The organism is uncultured Eubacterium sp. (assembly GCF_934525195.1).
GTDB lineage: Bacteria > Bacillota > Clostridia > Oscillospirales > Acutalibacteraceae > Eubacterium_R.
Window position 1 is genome coordinate 142,737 of the sequence record NZ_CAKSZA010000004.1, and the last position, 21,689, is coordinate 164,425.

Consider the following 21,689-nt stretch of genomic DNA (forward strand, 5'->3'; position numbering starts at 1 on the left):
AGATATTTAAGGAGAATAACTATGAAAGTAATAATTCCAAAGCACAGAGAATTCCAAATCAAATTCCCTGACAACTATCCGCTTGAGGCTGAGGCTTGGGAAAAGCTCAACCAAATCGTAAAGGACTACTCTGTTGACGGCAAGAGCGTTCGCACTCCGTCTTTCATCGAGGACAACGAAGCAAAAGTTAAGGCTTTGCAGGAAGAATACGATTTTGAATACGAAATCATCGAAGTACAGTAATTAACGAATCGAGACACATCATGGCTGAAAACAAGATTTTTGCAGTTGCGACAGCTCATCTTGACACCGTGTGGAGATGGGAGCTGCCAAAGACCATTGAAGAATTTATACCGGACACATTTGAAAAAAACTTTGAACTTATAGAAAAATATCCTCACTACCGTTTTAACTTTGAGGGTAGTTTTCGATATGAGCTGATTGAGGAATACTATCCCGAGGCGTTTGAAAAAATCAAAGAATACATTGCCGAGGACAGATGGTGCGTCAGCGGTTCTGCATACGAAAACGGAGATGTTAACATTCCTTCACCGGAAGCACTTTTCCGCAATTTCCTCTATGGCAACCACTACTTTAAGGAAAAATTCGGCAAAACATCAAAGGATGTATTTTTGCCTGATTGCTTCGGCTTTGGCTATGCACTTCCAAGCGTGGCAAGGCATTCAAATTTGCTCGGTGTTTCTTCTCAAAAATTAGGATGGGGCGGTGCATACAAATTGCCGTTTGACATCGGCGTTTGGCAAGGCGTCAATGGTGACAAAATCTTTGCTTCACTCAATCCACTTTCTTACAGATACAAGTTCAGCGATGATGTACGAGGTGATTTGCAAGTCATCAACAAGCTTGCACAAAACGGCATAAACCACGATTTGCCGTGGACAATGAACTACTACGGCACAGGCGATTGGGGCGGTGCACCCGATGACGAAAGCGCAAAGGCGGTCAACAACAGCGTTGAAGCGAACAAGGAGAATAACGGCACAAGCGTTTATTCTGCTTCGTCTGATGAAATCTTTGTTGAGATGGACAAGTTGACTCAAAGCAAAAAAGACGGCTTGCCGATATGGAACAATGAACTTGTTATGCGCAGTCACGGTGCAGGCGGTTACACATCAAGATGTATGAGCAAAAGGCTCAACGCACAAAACGAAGTTCTTGCGGACAACTGTGAAAAATCGGCTGTTACGGCAAGTCTTTTGACATCATACAAATATCCAAAGAGCATTATAGACAAGGCTTGGAAGCGTGTTATTCAGCATCAATTCCACGATGATTTGCCGGGCACATCAACAATGCTTCAATACAACGACAGCTGGAACGATTACTTTGTTTCGCTCAACCAATTTCAAACAGAATACGAGGGTGCTGTCGGTGCGATTGCAAACGAGCTTGACACATCTTGGTGCAAGGAATGTGCGATAATCGTCAACAATCCGGTTGCAACCAAGCGTAAAAGCGCTGTTGAGGCACATATCAAGCTGAGCAGAAACGCAAAATATGTCAAGGTGTTTGACAAAAACGGCAAGGAAATTCCGAGCCAAGTTATAAAGAAAACAGGCAAGGAATTTGACATTGTTTTCCTTGCAAATATCGGCAGCGTGGGCTACAAAGTTTATGACGCACAAGGTTCTGATGAAAAGTGCAGGCTCACAACCGACCTCAAAGCTACCGAACACGTGCTTGAAAACGACAAATACAAACTTATGTTCAACAAGAACGGTGACATCGGTTCTATTGTTGACAAAAAGTTAAAGATTCAACTTCTCACCTCGCCTATCAAATTGGCACTTTTGCACGATGTTGGCGAACTTAATTATCCATCGTGGGAAATGAGAAAAGAGGACATTGACGCAGAGCCGTATTGCTATGCCAACACGCCTACCTTTGAACTGATTGAAAACGGACCTGCGAGAATTGCAATCAAGGTTACACGAGAGGCTGAATACAGCAAAATTGAGCAGATTGTCAGCATTGACGCATATGCAGACACAATCCGTGTTGACAACAACATTGACTGGCAATGCAGAAGAACACTTCTCAAGGCACAGTTCCCTGTTACCTGTTCAAACGAAGAAGCAAGCTACGACCTCGGCTTGGGTTACATCAAGCGAGGCAACAATACAGATAATTTATACGAAGTGCCTGCACAGAAATGGGCAGACATTACCGACCGTTTCGGCAGATACGGCGTGAGCATTTTCTCCGACTGCAAATACGGATGGGACAAACCGAACGATTACACCTTGCGACTGACCTGTATCCACACTCCTGCCGGTGCTTTCACAAAAGATGCTCGTCAGGATTTGCAGGACATTGGCAGAAACAAATTCTCTTTCGGCATTTTCAGCCACAAGGGTGAAATCGGCTCTGCAACGCAAATTGAGGCACAATGTTTCAATCAGAAAATGGTTGCATTTTCCACATCGTCAAGACGAGAAGGTGCACTCGGCGACAGTTTCAGTCTTATGAGCACAACTTCGGACAGCGTCATTGTCAGAGCCGTTAAGCAGGCAATTGATGACGACAGCATTGTTGTGAGAATCAACGAGGGAATCGGCAAGGAACACAAGGGTGCAGGAATCAAATTCTATTGCGACATCACGGAAGCCTGCGAAGCCTACGCAAGCGAAGAATACATTAAAGATGCCGAAATCAAAGACGGTGCTTTGGTATTTGACCTAAAGCCGTTTGAGGTTAAGACATTCAAATTGAAGCTTGCAAACGAAAGAAACAAGGCGAAAGAGAATTACAAAAAACTCGACCTCGAATATAATTCTACCGGCATTACTGCCGATGACTACAAGGTTAACTGCATTATGCAAGGCAGTGGTATGAGCTTGCCAAACGAACTTATTCCGAACAACCTCACGGTTCACGGCATTACATTCAAAATGCCGAATGTGGATATGAGCAAGAATATTTACATTCCGAGAGAGCAGGAAATCGAGCTCCCGAAAGGCATTACAAAGTTATATATGATTGCCGGTTCTGTGTTCGGCGAGCAGGATATGGTTATTATGGCGGACAACAAGGAGCGCCATATGACGATTTATCCGATGAGTGAACCTGTTGGGAAATGGGATATGGCAGGACTTGGACAGACTGCAAAAATAACACATCAGCCGATTGCTATGGAATTCACCCATACGCATCATCCGGAAGGCAACATTGCAAACGGCAAGGCATATTTCTATCTTTACGAAATTGATGTTAGAGGTTGCAAGACCGTCACAATGCCTGAAAACAACAAGGTTGTTATCCTTGCAATGACGGGAATAAAGAAATTCTCAAACACCAAGATTGCCACAAAGCTGATTGACGAAGCTGACGAAAAATACAGTTTTGGAGAAATTCCGCCGATTGACAAAATAATTGACAAAGCTGATTTCATCACAATCAGAGCAGGAAAAATTCAAGACCAAGTCAAAGGCGGCAAGGGCAAAGGATTCAAACGAGATAACATCATAACAAACATCATCCGTTCTTACACCAAGAGTGAATGGTAAGAGAATAAAAAAACACGCTATGGAGAAGGGGCACACTACATAAAGAATAAATGCTCAAAAAATCAAATAAACAGCGAAATACTGCGTTAAATTTACAGTGAAGGCGGCAAGCCTGCCCTGTAAATTATGCCTTATCTTTCATCTGTTCCTTTGATTTTTGAGTGCAAAGCAGTTTAAGCAAACTGATTTTGTTCAGTGTGCATTAACAAAATCCCGTTAATACTTGCGTATTAACGGGATTTTTTAATAGTGCAATGGGCAAAACTCAGAAAGCTTAAACCAATTACTTCCTTATGCAGTGTGCCCCAAATCCACAGCGTGTTTTTTTGTTTAATCGTCATTCTGTTGTTCGGTGGCTTCAACCTCGATATCGGAGATTGAATCGACTGCATTTTTGACCTGCTTGACCTTTGAGTTGACCTGAATATAAGTCACCAAATCAAGCACCGCATACACAATAAGTGCCGCACCGATAAATCGAACAATGCCGTCTGTCAGCTGTGCCGACTTTGTTATTGCGACAATTCCGAAAACAATCGTAATCACCGACAACAGCATTGTGAACCATCCCGATTTTCTGAAAAGCATAATTGAACGGATTGAGGTTGCCATATCGACAATGCCCGAAGTGAGAATGAATATTCCCAAAATCACAACGATTATCGAAATGATTGCCCGATACTTTGCACACACAATTATACCGCTTATCAACGAAATCGTGCCGAGCACAAGCGGGAGTTTTGTATCCCTCTCAATGATGTATGACACAACAGAAATTATGCCCGTTACAATCAGTGAAACGCCCACAACAAGCGAAATATACTGAATACATTTGCTCGGAAAGGCAATGAACAGCACGCCCATAATCGCCGAAACAATTATTGTGGCTATTGAAAATCGTTTTAGTTCTTTTAAAAAGTCCAACATAAAATCACCGTTAGTTTTCTTGAGCAGCCTCTGCAATTACCTTTTGTGCAATATGTTCAGGGCACTTTTCATATCTTGCAAAAGCTGTGGTAAATGAGCCTCTGCCCTGTGTGATTTGGCGCATTGAGGTTGCAAAAGTAGTCATTTCCGATTCAGGAACCTCGGCAAGAATTTCCTGCATACCGTCACCTGTAGGATTCATACCCAAAACTCTGCCACGACGTTTGTTGATATCTCCGATAATGTCGCCCATAGCTTCATCATTGCAAAGTGCGTTGAGAGTTACAATCGGTTCAAGAAGAACAGGAGAAGCATCTGCAATACCTGCCTTGAACGCAAGTGAAGCTGCCATCTTGAATGCCATTTCTGACGAGTCAACAGGATGGTATGAGCCGTCATAAAGAGTTGCCTTAACGCCAACCATAGGATATCCTGCAAGAACGCCCTTTTCCATAGACTCCTGAAGTCCTTTTTCAACAGCCGGGAAGAAGTTTTTAGGAACAGAACCGCCTACAACTCTTTCTGCAAATTCAAGTTTTTCTGTATCATACGGTTCAAATTCAATGAATACATCACCGAACTGACCGTGACCGCCCGATTGCTTCTTATGTCTGCCCTGTGCAGAAACCTTGCGAGTAATAGTTTCTCTGTAGGCAACCTTTGGCTGTGAAAGTGTTGCCGTTACATTATATTTTGCTCCCAATTTTGACAAGCATACATCCAAATGTTGTTCGCCCAAACCTGAAAGCACAGTTTGTCTTGTTTCGTTATTTACCTTATATGCGATTGAAGGGTCTTCCTCAATCATTTTTGCAATAGCATTTGCAATCTTTTCTTCCTCGCCCTTCTTCGTTGCATTAATAGCCATTGAATAACAAGGGGTTGGAATTGCAACACCGTCGAGTGTTACAACCTTTGATGATGCACACATTGTGTCGCCTGTCTTGAAGCCATCAAGTTTTACAACAGCACCGATTTCGCCGGCAGGAATTTCCTTTGCATCTGTTTGCCTTGTGCCAAGGAGAGTGACAACCTTGCCCACTCTTTCTTCCTTGCCTGTGCGAGAATTCACAACAGTTGAGCCTTGAACAATCTTTCCTGCAACAACCTTGAAATAGTTGAGCTTGCCGATGAACGGGTCGGCAACTGTCTTGAAGCAAACTGCCGCAAGAGGTGCATTTTCATCAACAGTAATTTCAACAGGTTCACCGTTTGAATCAATAGCATATTCAGCCTTTGGTGCAGGACAGCAATCCTTGATGAAATCAAGAAGCATATCAACGCCGACACCCGAAAGACCCGAAAGTGCAAATACAGGAACAACTGTTCCGTCTGCGACGCCCTGTGAAAGACCCTTAATTTTATCTTCCTTTGTGAGAGGTTCGCCCTCAAAATATTTTTCCATAAGTTCATCGTCTGCGCCTGCAACAGCTTCGGCAAATACTTCTTTGATGGCGTCAAAACGAGCTTGGTCATCGTGAGCCACATCAGCAACTTTTCTATGAACACCATCATATACATATGATGTGTCATCAATCATATTATAATAGCCGACAACCTTGCCTCCGTTCAAAACAGGAACAACAACCGGACACATAGCTGTGCCGAATTTTGCTACTAAGCCGTTGAACGATTTGTAGAAATCAGCTCTGTCATCATCCATTTTTGATGTAACAATAATACGAGCCATTCCCTTTTTGCCGGCATCCTTGAATGCTTTTTCCGCACCTGCTGCGATGCCCGACCTTGCAGAAACAACAACAATTGCACTGTCTGCCGCACGAAGTCCCTCTGCCTGACCTAATGCAAAATCAAAAAGGCCCGGAGTGTCAATAATATTAATCTTTGCATTATCATATGTAAACTGCAAAACGGATGAAGAAATAGAAACTCCTCTTTTCTTTTCTTCAGCATCGCTGTCGGACACTGTGTTTCCGTCTGCGATTTTGCCCATTCTTTCGGTAACGCCTGCCACATTAAGCATTGCCTCTGCAAGAGTAGTTTTACCTTTAGATGCGTGGCCGACAACAGCCACATTCTTAACTATGCTCATAAAGCACACCCCTTTAAAATTTTATCATTTGTTAAAATTGTACAGTATTTTTGAACTTATGTCAATACTTTTTGTTAAATACTGCCCATTGTTTATATAAAATAAATGATAGTTTTTTGTAGAAATAACACAAAACAACAGCAAACAGCAAGAAACAATGGGGAATATTTTTGTGGAAAATAAATGAAAATGGAATAATTGCTTGCCAAAAAAAAATCAAAGTAGTATTATACTATATGATAGTATATTATATATTATAATATTTATTACTAAATTATTGGGAGGAAAAGAAATGTCTACTGTTAATCTTGAATTAATTGACGGTGTGCTTGAAAAATACGCAAGTGTGCCGGGCAGTTTGATTACAATTTTGCAGCATACACAGGATATTTACGGATATCTTCCAAAGGAAGCTATTGAAAAAATATCCGAATCAACAGGCATTGCAACAAGCGAAATTATGGGTGTCGGAACATTCTACACTCAATTTAGATTTCAGCCTGTCGGCAAGTATCTCATTATGCTTTGCCAAGGCACTGCATGCCATGTTAATTCATCGGAGTTGATACTCCAAACAATCAAGGACGAACTTCACATTGAGGATGGCGAAACCACCGAGGACGGTTTGTTCTCGCTCAAATGTGTTGCATGCCTCGGATGTTGCTCGCTTTCACCTGTTATGATGATAAACGACAATACATACGGCAGTCTTACACCTGATAAGACAAAGAAAATCTTGAAGGAATTGAGGGAGGCTGCACAATGAGAATTGTTATCGGTGAAGGCTCATGCGGAATTGCCGCAGGAGCAGAAAAGGTGCGTCAAGCCCTTCTTAATTATGATTTAGGCGGTGCAGAGGTTAGCATCACCGGTTGTATCGGTATGTGCTATCTTGAACCTATCGTTGACATTTACGAAGGCGAAAAGCTCACCCGTCTTGTAAAGGTATCCCCTGATGATGCAGAGAATATTGCGGACTATGCAAAAACAGGCGATACAAGCAAAATTGAAAAACTCATCGTGTCGGACGAGGACAGCGAATTTTTGACAAAGCAGACAAGAATTGCTCTCAGAAGATGCGGTATCATCAACCCTGACGAGATTTCTGCTTTCTTGGAGGCAGACGGCTACACAGCACTCAAAAAGTGCCTTACAGAGCTTTCTCCCGAGGAAGTTATCGACATCATCAAAACATCGGGACTTGCAGGTCGTGGCGGTGCAGGATTTCCTACTTGGTTCAAGTGGAATGCTGCAAGACAGAGCGAGGGCGATGTAAAATATCTTATCTGCAATGCTGACGAGGGTGACCCTGGTGCATTTATGGACAGAGCCGTTATTGAATCCGACCCACACACACTCATTGAGGGTATGCTCATCGGTGCATATGCAATCGGTGCACAACACGCAGTTGTTTATGTAAGAGCGGAATATCCGCTTGCAATCAAACGACTTAACCGTGCTATCGAGCAAGCAAAAGAGCAAGGCATAATCGGCGAAAACATCTTTGACTCAGGCTTCAGCTGTGATTTCACAATCAAGGCAGGTGCAGGCGCATTTGTTTGCGGTGAAGAGACAGCACTTATTGAATCCCTTGAGGGTCACAGAGGTATGCCGAGATTGAAGCCTCCGTTCCCTGCTGCCGCAGGATATTGGCTCAAGCCGTCAAACATCAACAATGTTGAAACCTTTGCAAATGTGTCTTGGATTATCAACAACGGCGGTGAGGCTTTTGCCGCAATGGGCACAGAGAATTCAAAGGGTACAAAAGTATTCGCCGTTACAGGCAAGGTTAAAAGATCGGGACTTATTGAAATCCCTATGGGCAAGACCTTGCGTGATGTTATTTTTGACATCGGCGGCGGAATGAAAGGCGACAAGGAATTCAAAGCCGTACAAATGGGCGGTCCTTCGGGCGGTTGTATTCCTGCCGAACTTATCGACACCGTAATCGACTACAAGGCACTCGGTGCAACAGGTGCGATTATGGGTTCGGGCGGTATGGTTGTTATGGATGAAAGCACCTGCATGGTAGGTATGGCTAAATTCTTCCTTGACTTCACCGCAAAAGAAAGCTGCGGCAAGTGTATTCATTGCCGTATCGGCACAAAGAGAATGCTTGAAATGCTTGAGCGCATCACAAAGGGTGAGGGCAAAGACGGCGACATTGAACTTCTTGAAGAACTTTGCCATTCAATCAAGGACGGTGCTCTTTGCGGATTGGGTCAAACTGCGCCAAACCCTGTACTTACAACAATCAAGTATTTCAGAAACGAATACGAAGCTCACATCAACGAAAAGAAGTGTCCTGCCGGTGAATGCAGTGACCTTATCGAATACAAAATTATTGAGGACAAGTGCAAAGGTTGTACTCTTTGTGCAAGAAACTGCCCTGTTGATGCAATCAGCGGAACGGTTAAACAGCCTCACAAAATAGATACCGAAAAGTGCATCAAGTGCGGCAAATGCTATTCATCATGCAAATTCGGTGCAATTATCAAGGCATAGGAGGGAGGAAACACAATGCTTAACTTAACTATTAACGGAAAAAACATTCAAGTTGAGGAGGGTACAACAATCCTCCAAGCCGCAAAAGACAACGGCATTTACATTCCTACTCTTTGCTATGACGAAGCCGTAAAGGTTTACGGTGCGTGCGGACTTTGCGTTGTTGAAGCCGAGGGTATTCCAAAACTCTTGCGTTCCTGCTCTGCAAAATGCACAGACGGAATGGTAATCAATACAGAAAGCGACAGAGTTGTTCAATCAAGAAAAATCGCTATGGAGCTTCTTATGTCTGCTCATGACGGCGACTGCGTTGCTCCGTGCCAACTCAACTGCCCTGCAAGAACAGACTGCCAGGGATATGTAGGTCTTATTGCAAACGGCGAATATGATTCTGCATTGAAACTTGTCAAAAACAAAGTTTCACTCCCTGCTTCAATCGGCAGAGTTTGTCCGCACCCATGCGAAAGTGCGTGCAGAAGAAAGAATGTTGAAGAACCTATCAACATTGCTCAATTAAAGGCTTTTGCCGCTGACCTTGACCTCAACGGCGATAAATATATTCCTGAAAAAGCAGAGGCAACAGGCAAAAAAATTGCTGTCATCGGTGGTGGTCCGGCAGGACTTACAGCTGCATATCAGCTTGCAATAAAAGGCCACGATGTAACAATCTATGATATGATGGAAAAGATGGGCGGTATGCTCCGCTATGGTATTCCTCAATACAGACTTCCAAAAGAAGTGCTTGACAGCGAAATCGAGATTATTGAAAAGCTCGGCGTTAAGATGATTAACAATGTTAAACTCGGCAAAGACTTCACTATCGCAAGCCTTAAAGAGCAAAACGACGCTGTTATCGTTGCTGTCGGCGCTTGGAAATCAAGTTCAATGAGAACTCCGGGCGAGGAACTTGACGGTGTTTACGGCGGTATTGATTTTCTCCGCAGCGTAATTCTCGGCAAGCCTGAAGAAATCGGCGACAATGTTGTTATCTGCGGTGGCGGTAACACGGCAATGGACGCTTGCAGAACAGCAGTTCGTCTTGGTGCAAAAAATGTTTATGTCGTTTACAGAAGAACAAGAAACGAAATGCCTGCCGATGACCTCGAAATCAGAGAGGCAGAGGAAGAGGGCGTACAGTACAAATTCCTCACAAATCCTATTTCATTCAACGGTGAAAACGGCAAGGTAAAGAGCATTACACTTCAAATTATGGAACTCGGCGAGCCTGACGCATCGGGCAGAAGAAAGCCTGTTCCTGTTGAGGGTAAGACTGAAGAAATCGCTGTTGACAGCGTTATTATGGCTATCGGTCAAAAACTCGTCGGCGAGGATGTGAGCGAACTTAAACTCACAGACAGAGGCAACATTGAGGCTGATATAGACACATTCCAAACAAACCTTGACGGAGTGTTTGCTATCGGTGACGCAACAAACAGAGGCGCATCAATCGCTATTGAGGCAATCGGCGAGGCAGACAGATGCGCAGAGGCTGTTGACGCATTTTTGAACGGCGAAGCAATCGACACAAGAGTGCCATACATCAGCAGAAGAGATGAAGAACTCATTGACTACTCTGCAAAGGAAAAGTGTGCAAGAACCAATCCAAAGGTGCTTGACCCTGAATACAGACGAAACAATTTTGACGAGGTCAGCCTCGGTTTCACAGAGGAAGAAGCAAAGGCTGAAGCAAGCCGTTGTCTTGAATGCGGATGCAAGGAATACTTCAAGTGTAAACTTTTGAGTGTTGCACAGAGATACGACATCAACCCTGAAAGATTCAAGGGCGAAATGCCACAGAAGTACACAGCAAATTCAAACGAATTCATTGAACGCAACAGCGCAAAATGTATTCTTTGCGGATTATGTGTAAGAAGCTGCAAGGAGATTATGAACATCTCCGCAATCGGTCTTATGGGCAGAGGCTTCAAAACAGAAGTTGCTCCTGCGTTTAATCTTCCGCTTGACCAAACGAAGTGTACAAACTGCGGACTTTGCGTTGAACTTTGCCCGACAGGTGCTTTGACAGAAAAATCAGCACTTGCAAAGCAAGTTCCGCTCAAAGAGGAATACAGCGAAAAAGAGGTTACAATTGACGGCAAGACCGCAAAGGTAAAGGTTTCTGCTTATGACGGCAAAACTATCCGTGTAATTCCTGATGACGAAACCTCACGAACAGCAAACCTCACAAGAGAACAACTTTTCGACCTCGGAAAGTAATACAAATTTTAAAGTCGTGTTCCAATTGGGACACGACTTTTTTATTGCAATAAAGCCATTTCTGTGATAATCTTAAATTAAGAATTTTAACGAGGAAAGCATATGAAATACTATTATTGCATAAGTGAAATGATGACGATTGATTTAGACAATGTCACTTCATTTATCACTGAACGCATAGAGAAAAACGGAATAGAAATAACCAAACTGAGTTTTGACGACAGCAACTTTTCGGAATTTTTGGAAAAATCCGAAATCGGCAAGCATTTTACAGAAAAAGACAGTTGTATTATTGTGCTTGGTGAAGATGAATATCTGTACAGGCTTTCACTCGGCGGACTTGAACAAATCGAGAATTCAAAAGGTACAATAACGCTTGAAAAATATATTAAAAGCACATATAAATTCACAAATCTTTTGATAAAAAGTGAAAATTATCGGCAAAGAATTTTCAAAAAATACAATGCCGACAAAATACACAAAACAGGCAACGGGTTTGCAAAATATAACAAATATATTTATATTGCCCAAACCTCAAACACGGTAATTCCGTGCCGATTCAGAAAAGCTCACAAAGAAAATCAGCCGTTGATAATTTATTTTGGCGGTGCGGGGACAATCGGTCACGATAACTTTAAACAATTTTTTGAGCATTTTACACTCGGCAAAACCTTACAGCTTCTAAGAGCCGATTGCAATATTCTCGTGCCGCAATTTGTAAGAGATAATAGCACTAACGAATCATATGTCAGAGAAATATATACAGAAGCGGTATTTGATTTAATCAAGGAACTGCAAAGCGAAATAGATTCAAGCAGAATTTACATATACGGCTGTTCGTTCGGCGGTGGAATTGTTTGGAATATGCTTGTAAATCACAGCGATATGATAGCCGGTGCAATAGAACTTATGGGCGAATACCACGGTTTTAAATCAATCGATGAAATAGATTTTAAAAGTATTGCCAAAGTTCCTATTTGGATGGCACATTCAACCGATGACCGTGTGGTATCAATTGACAGCGACGACAAGTTCTATCAAAAACTCAAAGAACAAAATGCAAATGTAAAATACACACGACCGAACAAGCACGGACACAAACTTGCAGGTGCATTTTTACAAAAGCAAAATTGGATCGAATGGCTCCTAAATCAACAATCATAAAAAACGCTATCCTTAGGCAGTATGTGCCTTTGGATAGCGTTTTATTTTAGAGTTTATTTATTTCGTCAACAATGTTGAGAAGATTCTGTTCAAGCTCTTGTGCCTGCTCATCATCTTCTTCATTGAGCACTTTTCAATCCTGTGGCTTATTGCCTCTCTTTGCAACAAGCTCTGCAAGAATATGCTCGTGCTCTTTATCTGTCATTGCATATTTAAGAGTAGGCAAAGCAGAAAGGAACATACCAATTGCAGGTGGGATTGAAATGAGGAAGAACATTGCTTCGGCATACTTGCCGACACCGGAACCACCGTCATATGTGATGAAGTTTGCACCGTTTTCGATTGCCTTGTTGAGCTTGTCAACATTAACGCCGCTGTAACCTACAAAAGCGTATACGGCAGATGAAATGATTGTTGAAATACCTGCTGCAAGCTTTGTAATAAAGCTTTGACCCGAGAAGAATACACCGTCGGTACGAACGCCGTTGTGATATTCCTCATAGTCTACGCAGTCGGCAATCATAACAGACTGAAGTACATTGATACCGCCGAAAGCCGCACTTGCAAAAAGCATGCAAATACCGATAACGATTGACCAAACTGTAGATGTAAGGTCGCCGCCCGAAACTTTGAAGAATACAAAGATAAGAGCAAACGGAACGGCACCTGCGATTGAATAGATATTGTAAAGAGTTTTCTTTTCCATCTTCTTGATGATGAGCGGAGTAACGCCCATTGCAACGAACTGACCTACAAAAAGACCGATTGCAACGCTGCCGAGACCGATAAGAATCTTGAAGTCAATACCTGCAATTGAACCATCTTCATTTGTCTTGAGGATGTTCATGATGTTACCGTTTGCATAATAATATGTAACAAGAGTCATTGCAACAATCATAAGAAGCTGAATCGGGCTTCTGAGGATACCTGAAATAAGGATTTGTCTGAATGGTTTGTTGCCGAACATAATTTGGAAGTTTTCCTTAAAGGTATAACTCTTTTCGGATTTTTCAACACGCTCTCTTGTAAAGAGGCCAGCAAACTCAAAAAGAATTGTTGCAACAACAGTCATAATAACAACAGTTACAATAAATGCCTTTTGCATATCGCCGTTGAACGCACCTGCAAGAGCCTGTGCAACTTGAACAACAAGAACGCCGATACCGCCGACGCCTGCAACCATACGGGCAAGACCCAAAATCTTGCTACGGTCGTTTTCGTCCTCTGTCATAAGAGAAGTAATACCCCAAAGAGGAATATCGCAAACAGTGAAGCACATACCCCAAGCAATGTAAGATACAGCCGCCCAGCCTACAATAAGCACTTTTTGTGCGGTTGACGATGCTTCGGCATAGTTGCCGTTGACAAATGTTAAAATAGTGATTACACCTATAATTGCAGGAAAAATAATAAGGTACGGTCTGCATTTACCCCATTTTGAATGGGTTTTATCAACAATTGTACCCATCATCGGGTCGTTTATGGCATCCCATATTCTGGCGATAGTCATAATCCAACCGAGAGCCATTGCCGGCAAACAAATTACATTCTGAAAATAGAAGTAAAGACCTGTTGCAACAATGTTGTAAATAAGATTTTGACCAAACATACCGACAAGATATCCTGCCGCCTCTTTTTTGGTATAGGTTTTAGCTTTTGAATTCATTTTTACACCCCTTTTAAATAATATATATATAATAACAGATTATACATAAATTAACAAGAGATTTTTATAATAAAAAACAAATCGTATATTTTTCTTGCCAAAAACGACAATTTACTTTGCTTAAAACTTATTACAGATTTTTTGGCGACCGACGGATTTTCAAATGCCGTGATAAAATTCGGTGTTTGCGAAACCATATGTACCGCATCGAGCAAACGGTTAAGTCCTCTTGCAGATTTTGTGGCAAACACCACGGGACATTCAAGAGCATAGGAGAGGCGTTTTTTATCTATTTTTATACCCATCCGTCTTGCTTTTTTAACATCGGTCAGATACAAAACACATTTTTGAAAATCGACCAAGTCAACAAGAGTTTTAAAGCAACAAAAAACATCCACGGCTGAAAAAACAACTACCCTGACATTTGCATCATCGGGCGCTTCAACACGATATAGGGACGATTTGTAATAAAACCTATCCCCTGTTCTTTTTCGAGAGAGCGGACAAGTCAATTCGTGCACAAGGCTCTCACATTCGCCGACAAAACCGACTGTACTTATTGATTTGATTTTAAGCATAAATATCACCACAGGATATACTATTACTTATCCTTTGGTTTTGTTACAAAGCTGACAACAAGTGCCGACAAAAGTGCAACCGTTATACCGCCTGCCGAGGCACACAATGGACCTGTCACAACGCCCAAAAAGCCTTTTTCTCTGATTGCATCCCTTGTGCCGCTTGCAAGAGCAGAGCCAAATCCTGTGAGCGGAAGCGTTGCACCTGCGCCCGCAAAATCAATCAATTTATCATAAATCCCGATTCCGCCGAGCAAAACGCCCAAACACACGAACGAAACAAGGATTTTTGCCGGAGTGAGTTTTGTTAAATCAATCAGAAGCTGACCGACAACGCATATTAATCCGCCGACAACAAACGCTTTTAAAAACAACATAAAAAATCACCTAAATCTATTTTAACCGATTTAGGTGACTTTATTACATTGTTTGATTAGCCGAGGTCAATAGGATTTGCATTGTCGTACTTCGCTTTTCTGCCATACTTTTCTTCAAATCCCGGATTGATGTAGTCCTCAACGATTCTGCCGTCACGAATACGAACAACTCGTTCTGCCTCCATGGCAATCTCATTGTCGTGAGTGATGACAATAACAGTTCTGCCCTCGTCCTTGAGTTGGTGCAAAATCTTCATTACATCCTTTGTTGAACGAGTGTCGAGGTTACCGGTCGGCTCATCGGCAAGAATAACAGGAGGTGCAGCGGCAATTGCACGAGCAACCGCAACTCTCTGTTGCTGACCGCCTGACAAAGCCTTTGGCAAGTGATCCATACGAGAACCAAGACCGACTTTTTCAAGTGCAGCGATAGAAATCTTCCTGCGTTCGTCCTTTTTCATACCTCTGTAAACAAGAGGAAGTTCAACATTTTCAAGTGCGGTAAGTGACGGAATGAGGTTGAATCCCTGGAAAATAAAGCCGATTTCCTCATTACGAATAACTGACATTTCGTCATCTGTAAGGTCGTCAACAAGCTTGCCGTTGATATAATATTCGCCCTCTGTCGGAGTGTCGAGCAAGCCAATCATATTCATAAAAGTTGATTTACCCGAACCCGACTGACCGATAATTGCAACAAATTCGCCACGGTCGATAGTAAGGCTTACGCCATCAAGCGCATTAACCTGATTTTCACCCGGATTATAAATTTTATATACATTTCTTACATCAACAAGATGTTCCATAAAGTGACTCCTTTACGATTAGTATAATCGAATTATACAATTATTAATATACAAAGTCAACAATACTTTGCGAATATTCACACAGCATTTACAAATGCTATATACATAAACAAAAAATGAGGTGTAAACATGAGCATATCAAACAGCGATTATTCAAAAATGACAGACAAAGCAAGTCCGAATTCCCCTGTTGTGCAAAACTGCATAAGAGCATTTTTGTTCGGCGGAGGAATATGCCTATTCGCTCAACTGCTTAACACACTATATGAGAAAATCGGATTGAATGCAGACGAAGTTAAACTTGCAACTCCGTCAACCGTCATAATAATAACGGCAATTCTGACAGGAATAGGCGTGTTTGACAAAATCGCACGCTATGCCGGAGCAGGAACAATTGTGCCGATTACGGGTTTTGCAAATTCCGTTGTGTCGCCTGCGCTTGAGTTCAGGCACGAAGGGTATATCCTCGGCACTGCGGCACAGATGTTTTCCATTGCCGGACCCGTGATTGTTTACGGCACGGCATCGTCATTTTTATACGGTTTGATAATTTACATTTTCAAGCTGTATTAAATATGGTCTTTGTATTGCTCGGCGGTTATGATGCCGTCATTTACATTCAGCTTGCAAATTCGTGCATTGCGTGCGTCAAAAGCATCTGCTCCCAAGCCGTCATCATAATCCCTTGCGTGATAAATTGCATACCATTGACCGTTTTCTTTAATCATAGAATGATGACCCGTACCCTCCTCAAAATCGTTTGCTTTCATCACAGGACAATAGGTGTGGTCATCGGGATATTTTTCAAATTTAATTTTGCGAAGGTCGGTTTCGTCTGTTTTGGCTCTTGCGTAGCCGATATAATAGGTCGGCTGTTCAAAGCAGTTGCCCGAATACATAACATACTGCCAGTCACCCTCTTTAAAATAGAACGCACCCTCAATAGTATGCCAATGCTGACCTTTTTTATATCTGTCACGGCAATAAATATCCTCGTCAAGAGTCGGTACAACAACAGGCACAGGCTTGCCCTCAACGGTGAAAGGGTCAAGGAGTTTGTCAACCGCAATATATGTGCCGATTCGGTCGCCCTCAAAGGTGTTTGTTGAATAAAAAATCCAAAGTCCCGCTTCATTTTGAACAACGTGAGAATCAATGGAAAACGGCTCTATAAGTTGCTTTACAACCTTGAACGGACCAAGCGGATTGTCGGCAACCGAAACATGCATAGCACCTCTGTGACCGCCCTTGTCGGGTGTGTATCCCTCGATTTCAAAAGAATTGTACATATAAAATTTACCGTCAAGTTCTATAACACTCGGTGCCCACCACGAATCGTGCTTTCCGTCTGTGAGAACCATTCCCTCAAACTTCCAGCCCTTTGTCAATTCATCCGATGAATAGGCATAAATTCCCTTATGCCCCGTGGTATAAATATAGTATCTACCGCGCGATTTCAAAATAAATGGGTCTGCCTGACCGATATAATTATCTCTGTCAACTTCTAATAAGTGCATAATTTTACCTTCTAATTTTTATTATTCTTTTCAGCCTCAAGTTCCGCCTTTTCTTTATAGAACATATTAGCCTTTAGATAAATTTCAATGAAGCCACGGATAACTTCCGCCATTTCGCCCTCTCTGTAATTAGGAAGAAGAATGTGCTCGTCATCATCAATGGCAAGCGGACCTCTTTCAAAATCGTTGAAAGTCGGCATGAGCGAATAATTTGTCTTTGTCTTTACTATCGAAATCATAGTGAAATCTTTGGTAGCGTTGGCAAAGCCTTTTTTCTTTGTGTAGCGCTCGATAGTTGAAGTGTCAACGCTGTCGTTATGCTTTTTTGTATAGCAAGCATCGATTACCTTTTCAATATAATTTTCAAGTGCCTTATCGGTATAAGGTGCTTTGAGAAGCAAAACAGTATCAATATCAGCAATTCCGTACTTGTCACTTTCGCCGCAAGGGATGCCGATTAAGTTTTCGTTTTCGTCAACATAGACCGAAATTGTGTAAAACTCTCTGTCCATAACAAACCTCCGAAAAAATCAGTATAATATAAAATTATATAATATATAATTGAAAATTTCAACAATAAATGATAATATAATAAAAAGCAGGTGACGATATGAAAAAAGCATTAATAACAGGCGGAGCAACAGGAATCGGCAAAGCGACCGCAATTTTGTTGCAACAAAACGGATACGATGTGTACATCACATACAACCAAACAAAGCCGGACTATGAAGTAAACGCAATAAAGTGCAATCTTGAAAATATTGACGAAATCGAAAGTGCCGTTGAATCAATAGGCAGAGTTGACCTACTTGTGAACAACGCAGGGGTGTCAATCATAAAAATGATAAACGACATAACAGCCGATGACTACGAAAAAATGACCGCCGTGAACGAAAGGGCGGTGTATTTTGCAAGCAAGTTTTCTGCGTTGAAAATGATAAAAGAGCAAAGCGGTACGATAATCAACATCAGTTCAATGTGGGGACAGGTCGGTGCTTCGTGCGAAACCCTGTATTCAATGACAAAGGCGGGAATTATCGGGTTGACAAAGGCGCTTGCAAAGGAACTTGCACCAAGCAACATAACCGTGAATTGCATTGCACCGGGAATAATCGACACAAGAATGAACAATATGTTTGACGCAGAGGGACTGAAAGAAGAAGTGCCTCTCGGCAGGCTCGGAACTCCCAATGAAATCGCACGAGCTGTGCTATTTCTTGCAGAAAATCCGTACATCACCGGTCAAATTTTAGGTGTTAACGGCGGAGCTATAATATAAAAACTTATAACATATATAATACAAAACAAACCGCAAGGAGCATTGAACTCTTTGCGGTTTTACTGTTTATTGAGGGGTTACAATGAGAGTGATTTTTTCTCCTGCAAGTGATGATTTTTTATGTTCCTTGGTCGGAGTCGGACCGCAAGCGTTTGAACCTGCGCCGAGATGATAAGAATCAAAGTGTAAGAATGTTGTGTTACATTCCTGAAGATCCTCCATATGCTCTGCCTTTGCACATTGCTGTGAAGTGTAATGGTCGGCAGAGAAAGTCATTCTTCCGTCAAGCGACAAGAACATAAGTCCCTTGCCGTCATCATCGGTCACCTTTGTCCAGCGGACGCCTGTACGCATTGATGATTCCTGTGGTCTGACATAATCCTCGTGCATATCGGCAACCTTTGATTTATAAATTCCAAGCATTGCGTGCTCGCAGAAATCGGACAAATTGACGCTGTCGCCCATTCCGTAATACTCAACATTTGAGTATTTCTTTGGCATTTCAAGAGTTAAGCCAAAGCGAGGAGCATTTGGCAAACGCATTGATTTTGTGCACTCTGCGCTAACCTTGACTGCACCGTCATTGTAGATTTCATAAGTGATTGTAACCTTGCAAACTTTCTTTTTCTTAACAGTCGAAACATAGTGATTTGAAGTGATAACCACCTTGTTGCCCTCTGTGGCAAATGCCTTTGACAGAGAAATCGGCTTTTCAACCATAAGTTTTTCGGTTTCAAGTTCAAGCTTTTTCCAAGCACGCTTGAGATAAAGGTCGTTATCAATCGGGGCACGGAAAAGTCCGATACCGAAGCCTTTTGAACCACCCAAAGGTGCGGTGTTGATATATTCTCTGCCGTCCTTTTTGTAGCTTACGACCTCACCCGACACGGTATCAAAAATAAGTTCGCCCGAATTGAAATAAACAAAAATTCTCTTTTCGCTCACTTCGGCAATCGGAGCATCTTTTTCGGTGTTCTCATAAACCTTGACATCATCGGCGAAGTTGACTATTTGCTCTTTTGCAACCTCAAAGTCGCCGTCAAGATAAATGAACACGAGTGCCTCGTCGCCCTTTGCGTGCTGAATATCAAGCTTTACATTTTGATGTGAGCGTGGCTCTATATCAAGAGTGATTTCGCCCTCCTGCGCAACATTGCCTTCAAGGAGATACTGCCATTTAACTGTATAATCCGCCTTTGTGAAGCATTTGTAATTATAAAATTCAAAATTGTCGCCATCGTGCTTTGTGATGCGAACGGGGCGATAGCAGTTTTTCATTTGAAGTGCGCCAGAATGAGGGGTTCTGTCAGGGAAGAAAAGTCCGTCAACGCAGAAGTTGCTGTCGTGCTTATTTTCGCCGTGGTCACCGCCGTAGGTGTATTTGTACAAACCATCCTCGTGATAAATCGCATGGTCTGCAAATTCCCAAATGCAACCGCCCATCATATTGTTTCCGCACAAAAATGCCTGAACATAACTTTCGAGGTCGCCTGCACCAACGCCCATTGCATGAGCATATTCGCAAAGATAAAACGGTTTTATATAAAACTTCTTCGGAAGTCCCGAACCTTTTGCGATTCTGTTAACTATACCCTGCCAAGTGTACATCTGAGAAATGACATCATACGCCCATCTGCGAGTACGAATAACGCCCTCGTAATGAATAGGAATGTCTGTAAATTTCTTTAATTCATTATAGCAATAGTCCTGATTTTTATATCCGTGAGCCTCGTTGCCGAGTGACCACATAGTGATGCCTGCATGGTTTTTATCTCTCTGATACATTCTGTACACCCTATCCCAATAGCGAGGTTGCCAAGCAGGATTATGAGAGCAAGAACCCGGTCTGTGATTTTCCACTTCACAGCCGTGAGTTTCGATATCAGCCTCGTCAACAACATAGACACCGTATTCATCGCACAAATCAAGGAAAATCGGGTCGGGTGGATAGTGAGAAGTACGAACACAGTTGACATTGTACTCCTTGAAAATTCTTACATCCTTTTCCATATCCTCAACGGTCATAACATAGCCTGTTTTTGGATTTGTGTCGTGATGGTTCACGCCGAAAAGTTTGATGTTTTTATTGTTGAAAGTGAAAACATTACCGATAATTTTTATATGCTTGAAACCAATCGGTCGGCGAACAAGCTCAACAAGCTCTCCGCCCTTTGAAAGCGAAACAACAAGTGTGTAAAGTTTCGGCGCTTCGGCAGACCACTCCTTGACATCGAGTGATGAAAAAGTAATTTTGTCAATCTGCTTTGAGTCAACATTTATTGACTTTGTGGCAACAAGCTCGCCGTTATCAAAAATAGTTGCCGAAAGTTCGCACTCATCAACAAGTTTGAGTGACGGCAAAATCGTCAAATCATATGTAAGGTCGTTGTTAAACTTTGTTTTTGCCTCAAAATCGTAAATCGAGTTTTTCTCGTTTTTATAAAGAAGAACATCACGGAAAATGCCGTTGTCACGGAACATATCCTGACATTCGAGATAAGTGCCATTTGTCCACTTGTGATTGACAACAACAAGGTGGTTTTCGCCCTCTGTCAAATAATCGTTCAGCTCAAACTCCGATGTGTTGTGACTGCCCTCGCTGTAGCCGACATATTTTTCGTTTACAAACACATCAAGACCGCCTGCAACGCCCAAAAATGAAATGATATAATTCTTATTCAAATCATCAATTTCAAATGTTCGATGATAAACACCAACCGGACAATCAACGGGAATTTCCGGCGGATTTGGCTTGAACTGATAACGGCTGTTGACATAATACGGCTTTTCGTATCCCGTGTGTTGCCAAACCGACGGCACAGGAACTTTGTCAAACTCAGTGCTGTCTATATCGAGTTCGGTCGGCATAGCCGATTCACTTCTGTAATACTTAAAATCCCACTCGCCCGACAACACCTCAACCATTGATGAAGAATATCGTTCTGTTCTGATGTCCGTTTTTGCCATTTCCTCAGGTGACGAAAACGGAATAAAATACGAACGAGGAGTCAGGACATTTTCCTTATACACATCAAAATTTCTGTAATTGTCATTCTTGATTTTGAATTTCATA

17 protein-coding genes are annotated in these 21,689 nt (G+C 42.2%); 8 read left to right on the forward strand and 9 right to left on the reverse strand.

The annotated features are described in order from the left end of the window. Nucleotides 1–21 precede the first annotated feature (21 nt). Together Q0E03_RS05525 and Q0E03_RS05530 are read left to right on the forward strand one after the other, a co-directional pair. Complete coding sequence (locus Q0E03_RS05525; protein WP_078768881.1) at nucleotides 22–243, forward strand: methylenetetrahydrofolate dehydrogenase; 222 nt, start codon at nucleotides 22–24, stop codon at nucleotides 241–243. 20 nt (nucleotides 244–263) lie between these two features. Further along, nucleotides 264–3,527: a glycoside hydrolase family 38 C-terminal domain-containing protein gene (locus Q0E03_RS05530; protein ID WP_297130183.1), complete on the forward strand. Its 3,264-nt coding sequence runs from the start codon at nucleotides 264–266 to the stop codon at nucleotides 3,525–3,527. Nucleotides 3,528–3,857: 330 nt separating this feature from the next. Here Q0E03_RS05530 and Q0E03_RS05535 read toward each other — a convergent pair whose 3' ends face one another. Continuing rightward, nucleotides 3,858–4,454 carry an HdeD family acid-resistance protein gene (locus tag Q0E03_RS05535; RefSeq protein WP_297130186.1) on the reverse strand — a complete coding sequence of 199 codons (597 nt, stop codon included), beginning with the start codon at nucleotides 4,452–4,454 and terminating at the stop codon, nucleotides 3,858–3,860. A gap of 10 nt (nucleotides 4,455–4,464) precedes the next feature. Beyond that, nucleotides 4,465–6,507 (reverse strand): elongation factor G, encoded by a 2,043-nt coding sequence (fusA, locus tag Q0E03_RS05540; protein ID WP_297130189.1) that lies wholly within the window; start codon nucleotides 6,505–6,507, stop codon nucleotides 4,465–4,467. A gap of 292 nt (nucleotides 6,508–6,799) precedes the next feature. Between fusA and nuoE the strand changes: the two genes are divergently transcribed. From nuoE to Q0E03_RS05560, 4 genes are all read left to right on the forward strand, one after another. Next, the gene (gene nuoE, locus Q0E03_RS05545) at nucleotides 6,800–7,273 is read left to right on the forward strand and encodes an NADH-quinone oxidoreductase subunit NuoE (protein WP_297130191.1); all 474 of its coding nucleotides are present in this window, start codon (nucleotides 6,800–6,802) and stop codon (nucleotides 7,271–7,273) included. Next, nucleotides 7,270–9,012 carry an NADH-quinone oxidoreductase subunit NuoF gene (locus Q0E03_RS05550; RefSeq protein WP_297130194.1) on the forward strand — a complete coding sequence of 581 codons (1,743 nt, stop codon included), beginning with the start codon at nucleotides 7,270–7,272 and terminating at the stop codon, nucleotides 9,010–9,012. Before nuoE ends, Q0E03_RS05550 begins: the two co-directional genes overlap by 4 nt. 15 nt (nucleotides 9,013–9,027) lie before the next feature. Beyond that, a complete protein-coding gene (locus Q0E03_RS05555; protein WP_297130197.1) occupies nucleotides 9,028–11,229 on the forward strand; it encodes an FAD-dependent oxidoreductase in 2,202 nt (733 codons plus the stop codon). A 102-nt stretch (nucleotides 11,230–11,331) separates the two neighbouring features. Continuing rightward, nucleotides 11,332–12,393, forward strand: a complete 1,062-nt coding sequence (locus tag Q0E03_RS05560) for a dienelactone hydrolase family protein (protein ID WP_297130199.1) — start codon at nucleotides 11,332–11,334, stop codon at nucleotides 12,391–12,393. A gap of 133 nt (nucleotides 12,394–12,526) precedes the next feature. On the opposite strand, the gene Q0E03_RS05565 is transcribed toward Q0E03_RS05560, so the two are convergent. The 4 genes from Q0E03_RS05565 to Q0E03_RS05580 are packed head-to-tail and all read right to left on the reverse strand — an operon-like array spanning nucleotide 12,527 to nucleotide 15,820. Beyond that, entirely contained in the window at nucleotides 12,527–14,059 is a 1,533-nt protein-coding gene (locus Q0E03_RS05565) for an MFS transporter (RefSeq protein ID WP_297130202.1), read from the reverse strand. A 50-nt stretch (nucleotides 14,060–14,109) separates the two neighbouring features. Continuing rightward, complete coding sequence (locus Q0E03_RS05570; protein WP_297130204.1) at nucleotides 14,110–14,637, reverse strand: FeoB small GTPase domain-containing protein; 528 nt, start codon at nucleotides 14,635–14,637, stop codon at nucleotides 14,110–14,112. A 23-nt stretch (nucleotides 14,638–14,660) separates the two neighbouring features. Beyond that, nucleotides 14,661–15,014: a stage V sporulation protein AE gene (gene spoVAE, locus Q0E03_RS05575; RefSeq protein WP_294836875.1), complete on the reverse strand. Its 354-nt coding sequence runs from the start codon at nucleotides 15,012–15,014 to the stop codon at nucleotides 14,661–14,663. 56 nt (nucleotides 15,015–15,070) lie between these two features. Further along, the gene (locus Q0E03_RS05580; protein ID WP_078768909.1) at nucleotides 15,071–15,820 is read right to left on the reverse strand and encodes an ABC transporter ATP-binding protein; all 750 of its coding nucleotides are present in this window, start codon (nucleotides 15,818–15,820) and stop codon (nucleotides 15,071–15,073) included. A gap of 129 nt (nucleotides 15,821–15,949) precedes the next feature. Between Q0E03_RS05580 and spoVAC the strand changes: the two genes are divergently transcribed. Continuing rightward, the gene (gene spoVAC, locus Q0E03_RS05585) at nucleotides 15,950–16,393 is read left to right on the forward strand and encodes a stage V sporulation protein AC (protein WP_297130206.1); all 444 of its coding nucleotides are present in this window, start codon (nucleotides 15,950–15,952) and stop codon (nucleotides 16,391–16,393) included. On the opposite strand, the gene Q0E03_RS05590 is transcribed toward spoVAC, so the two are convergent. Both Q0E03_RS05590 and Q0E03_RS05595 read right to left on the reverse strand, forming a co-directional pair. Then, nucleotides 16,390–17,337 (reverse strand): glycoside hydrolase family 43 protein, encoded by a 948-nt coding sequence (locus tag Q0E03_RS05590; protein WP_297130209.1) that lies wholly within the window; start codon nucleotides 17,335–17,337, stop codon nucleotides 16,390–16,392. The genes spoVAC and Q0E03_RS05590 overlap by 4 nt on opposite strands. A gap of 11 nt (nucleotides 17,338–17,348) precedes the next feature. Next, nucleotides 17,349–17,849 (reverse strand): hypothetical protein, encoded by a 501-nt coding sequence (locus tag Q0E03_RS05595; protein WP_297130211.1) that lies wholly within the window; start codon nucleotides 17,847–17,849, stop codon nucleotides 17,349–17,351. A 98-nt stretch (nucleotides 17,850–17,947) separates the two neighbouring features. On the opposite strand from Q0E03_RS05595, the gene Q0E03_RS05600 reads away from it, so the two are divergent. Further along, entirely contained in the window at nucleotides 17,948–18,616 is a 669-nt protein-coding gene (locus Q0E03_RS05600) for an SDR family oxidoreductase (protein WP_297130214.1), read from the forward strand. A gap of 66 nt (nucleotides 18,617–18,682) precedes the next feature. Here Q0E03_RS05600 and Q0E03_RS05605 read toward each other — a convergent pair whose 3' ends face one another. Further along, the gene (locus tag Q0E03_RS05605) at nucleotides 18,683–21,688 is read right to left on the reverse strand and encodes a glycoside hydrolase family 2 TIM barrel-domain containing protein (protein ID WP_297130217.1); all 3,006 of its coding nucleotides are present in this window, start codon (nucleotides 21,686–21,688) and stop codon (nucleotides 18,683–18,685) included. Nucleotide 21,689: the final 1 nt, after the last annotated feature.

Bases quoted from the DNA above. Each gene is read 5' to 3' on its own strand.
- Q0E03_RS05525 (WP_078768881.1), top strand. From the start codon at position 22: ATGAAAGTAATAATTCCAAAGCACAGAGAATTCCAAATCAAATTCCCT.
- Q0E03_RS05530 (WP_297130183.1), top strand. From the start codon at position 264: ATGGCTGAAAACAAGATTTTTGCAGTTGCGACAGCTCATCTTGACACC.
- Q0E03_RS05535 (WP_297130186.1), bottom strand. From the start codon at position 4,454: ATGTTGGACTTTTTAAAAGAACTAAAACGATTTTCAATAGCCACAATA.
- fusA (WP_297130189.1), bottom strand. From the start codon at position 6,507: ATGAGCATAGTTAAGAATGTGGCTGTTGTCGGCCACGCATCTAAAGGT.
- nuoE (WP_297130191.1), top strand. From the start codon at position 6,800: ATGTCTACTGTTAATCTTGAATTAATTGACGGTGTGCTTGAAAAATAC.
- Q0E03_RS05550 (WP_297130194.1), top strand. From the start codon at position 7,270: ATGAGAATTGTTATCGGTGAAGGCTCATGCGGAATTGCCGCAGGAGCA.
- Q0E03_RS05555 (WP_297130197.1), top strand. From the start codon at position 9,028: ATGCTTAACTTAACTATTAACGGAAAAAACATTCAAGTTGAGGAGGGT.
- Q0E03_RS05560 (WP_297130199.1), top strand. From the start codon at position 11,332: ATGAAATACTATTATTGCATAAGTGAAATGATGACGATTGATTTAGAC.
- Q0E03_RS05565 (WP_297130202.1), bottom strand. From the start codon at position 14,059: ATGAATTCAAAAGCTAAAACCTATACCAAAAAAGAGGCGGCAGGATAT.
- Q0E03_RS05570 (WP_297130204.1), bottom strand. From the start codon at position 14,637: ATGCTTAAAATCAAATCAATAAGTACAGTCGGTTTTGTCGGCGAATGT.
- spoVAE (WP_294836875.1), bottom strand. From the start codon at position 15,014: ATGTTGTTTTTAAAAGCGTTTGTTGTCGGCGGATTAATATGCGTTGTC.
- Q0E03_RS05580 (WP_078768909.1), bottom strand. From the start codon at position 15,820: ATGGAACATCTTGTTGATGTAAGAAATGTATATAAAATTTATAATCCG.
- spoVAC (WP_297130206.1), top strand. From the start codon at position 15,950: ATGAGCATATCAAACAGCGATTATTCAAAAATGACAGACAAAGCAAGT.
- Q0E03_RS05590 (WP_297130209.1), bottom strand. From the start codon at position 17,337: ATGCACTTATTAGAAGTTGACAGAGATAATTATATCGGTCAGGCAGAC.
- Q0E03_RS05595 (WP_297130211.1), bottom strand. From the start codon at position 17,849: ATGGACAGAGAGTTTTACACAATTTCGGTCTATGTTGACGAAAACGAA.
- Q0E03_RS05600 (WP_297130214.1), top strand. From the start codon at position 17,948: ATGAAAAAAGCATTAATAACAGGCGGAGCAACAGGAATCGGCAAAGCG.
- Q0E03_RS05605 (WP_297130217.1), bottom strand. From the start codon at position 21,688: ATGAAATTCAAAATCAAGAATGACAATTACAGAAATTTTGATGTGTAT.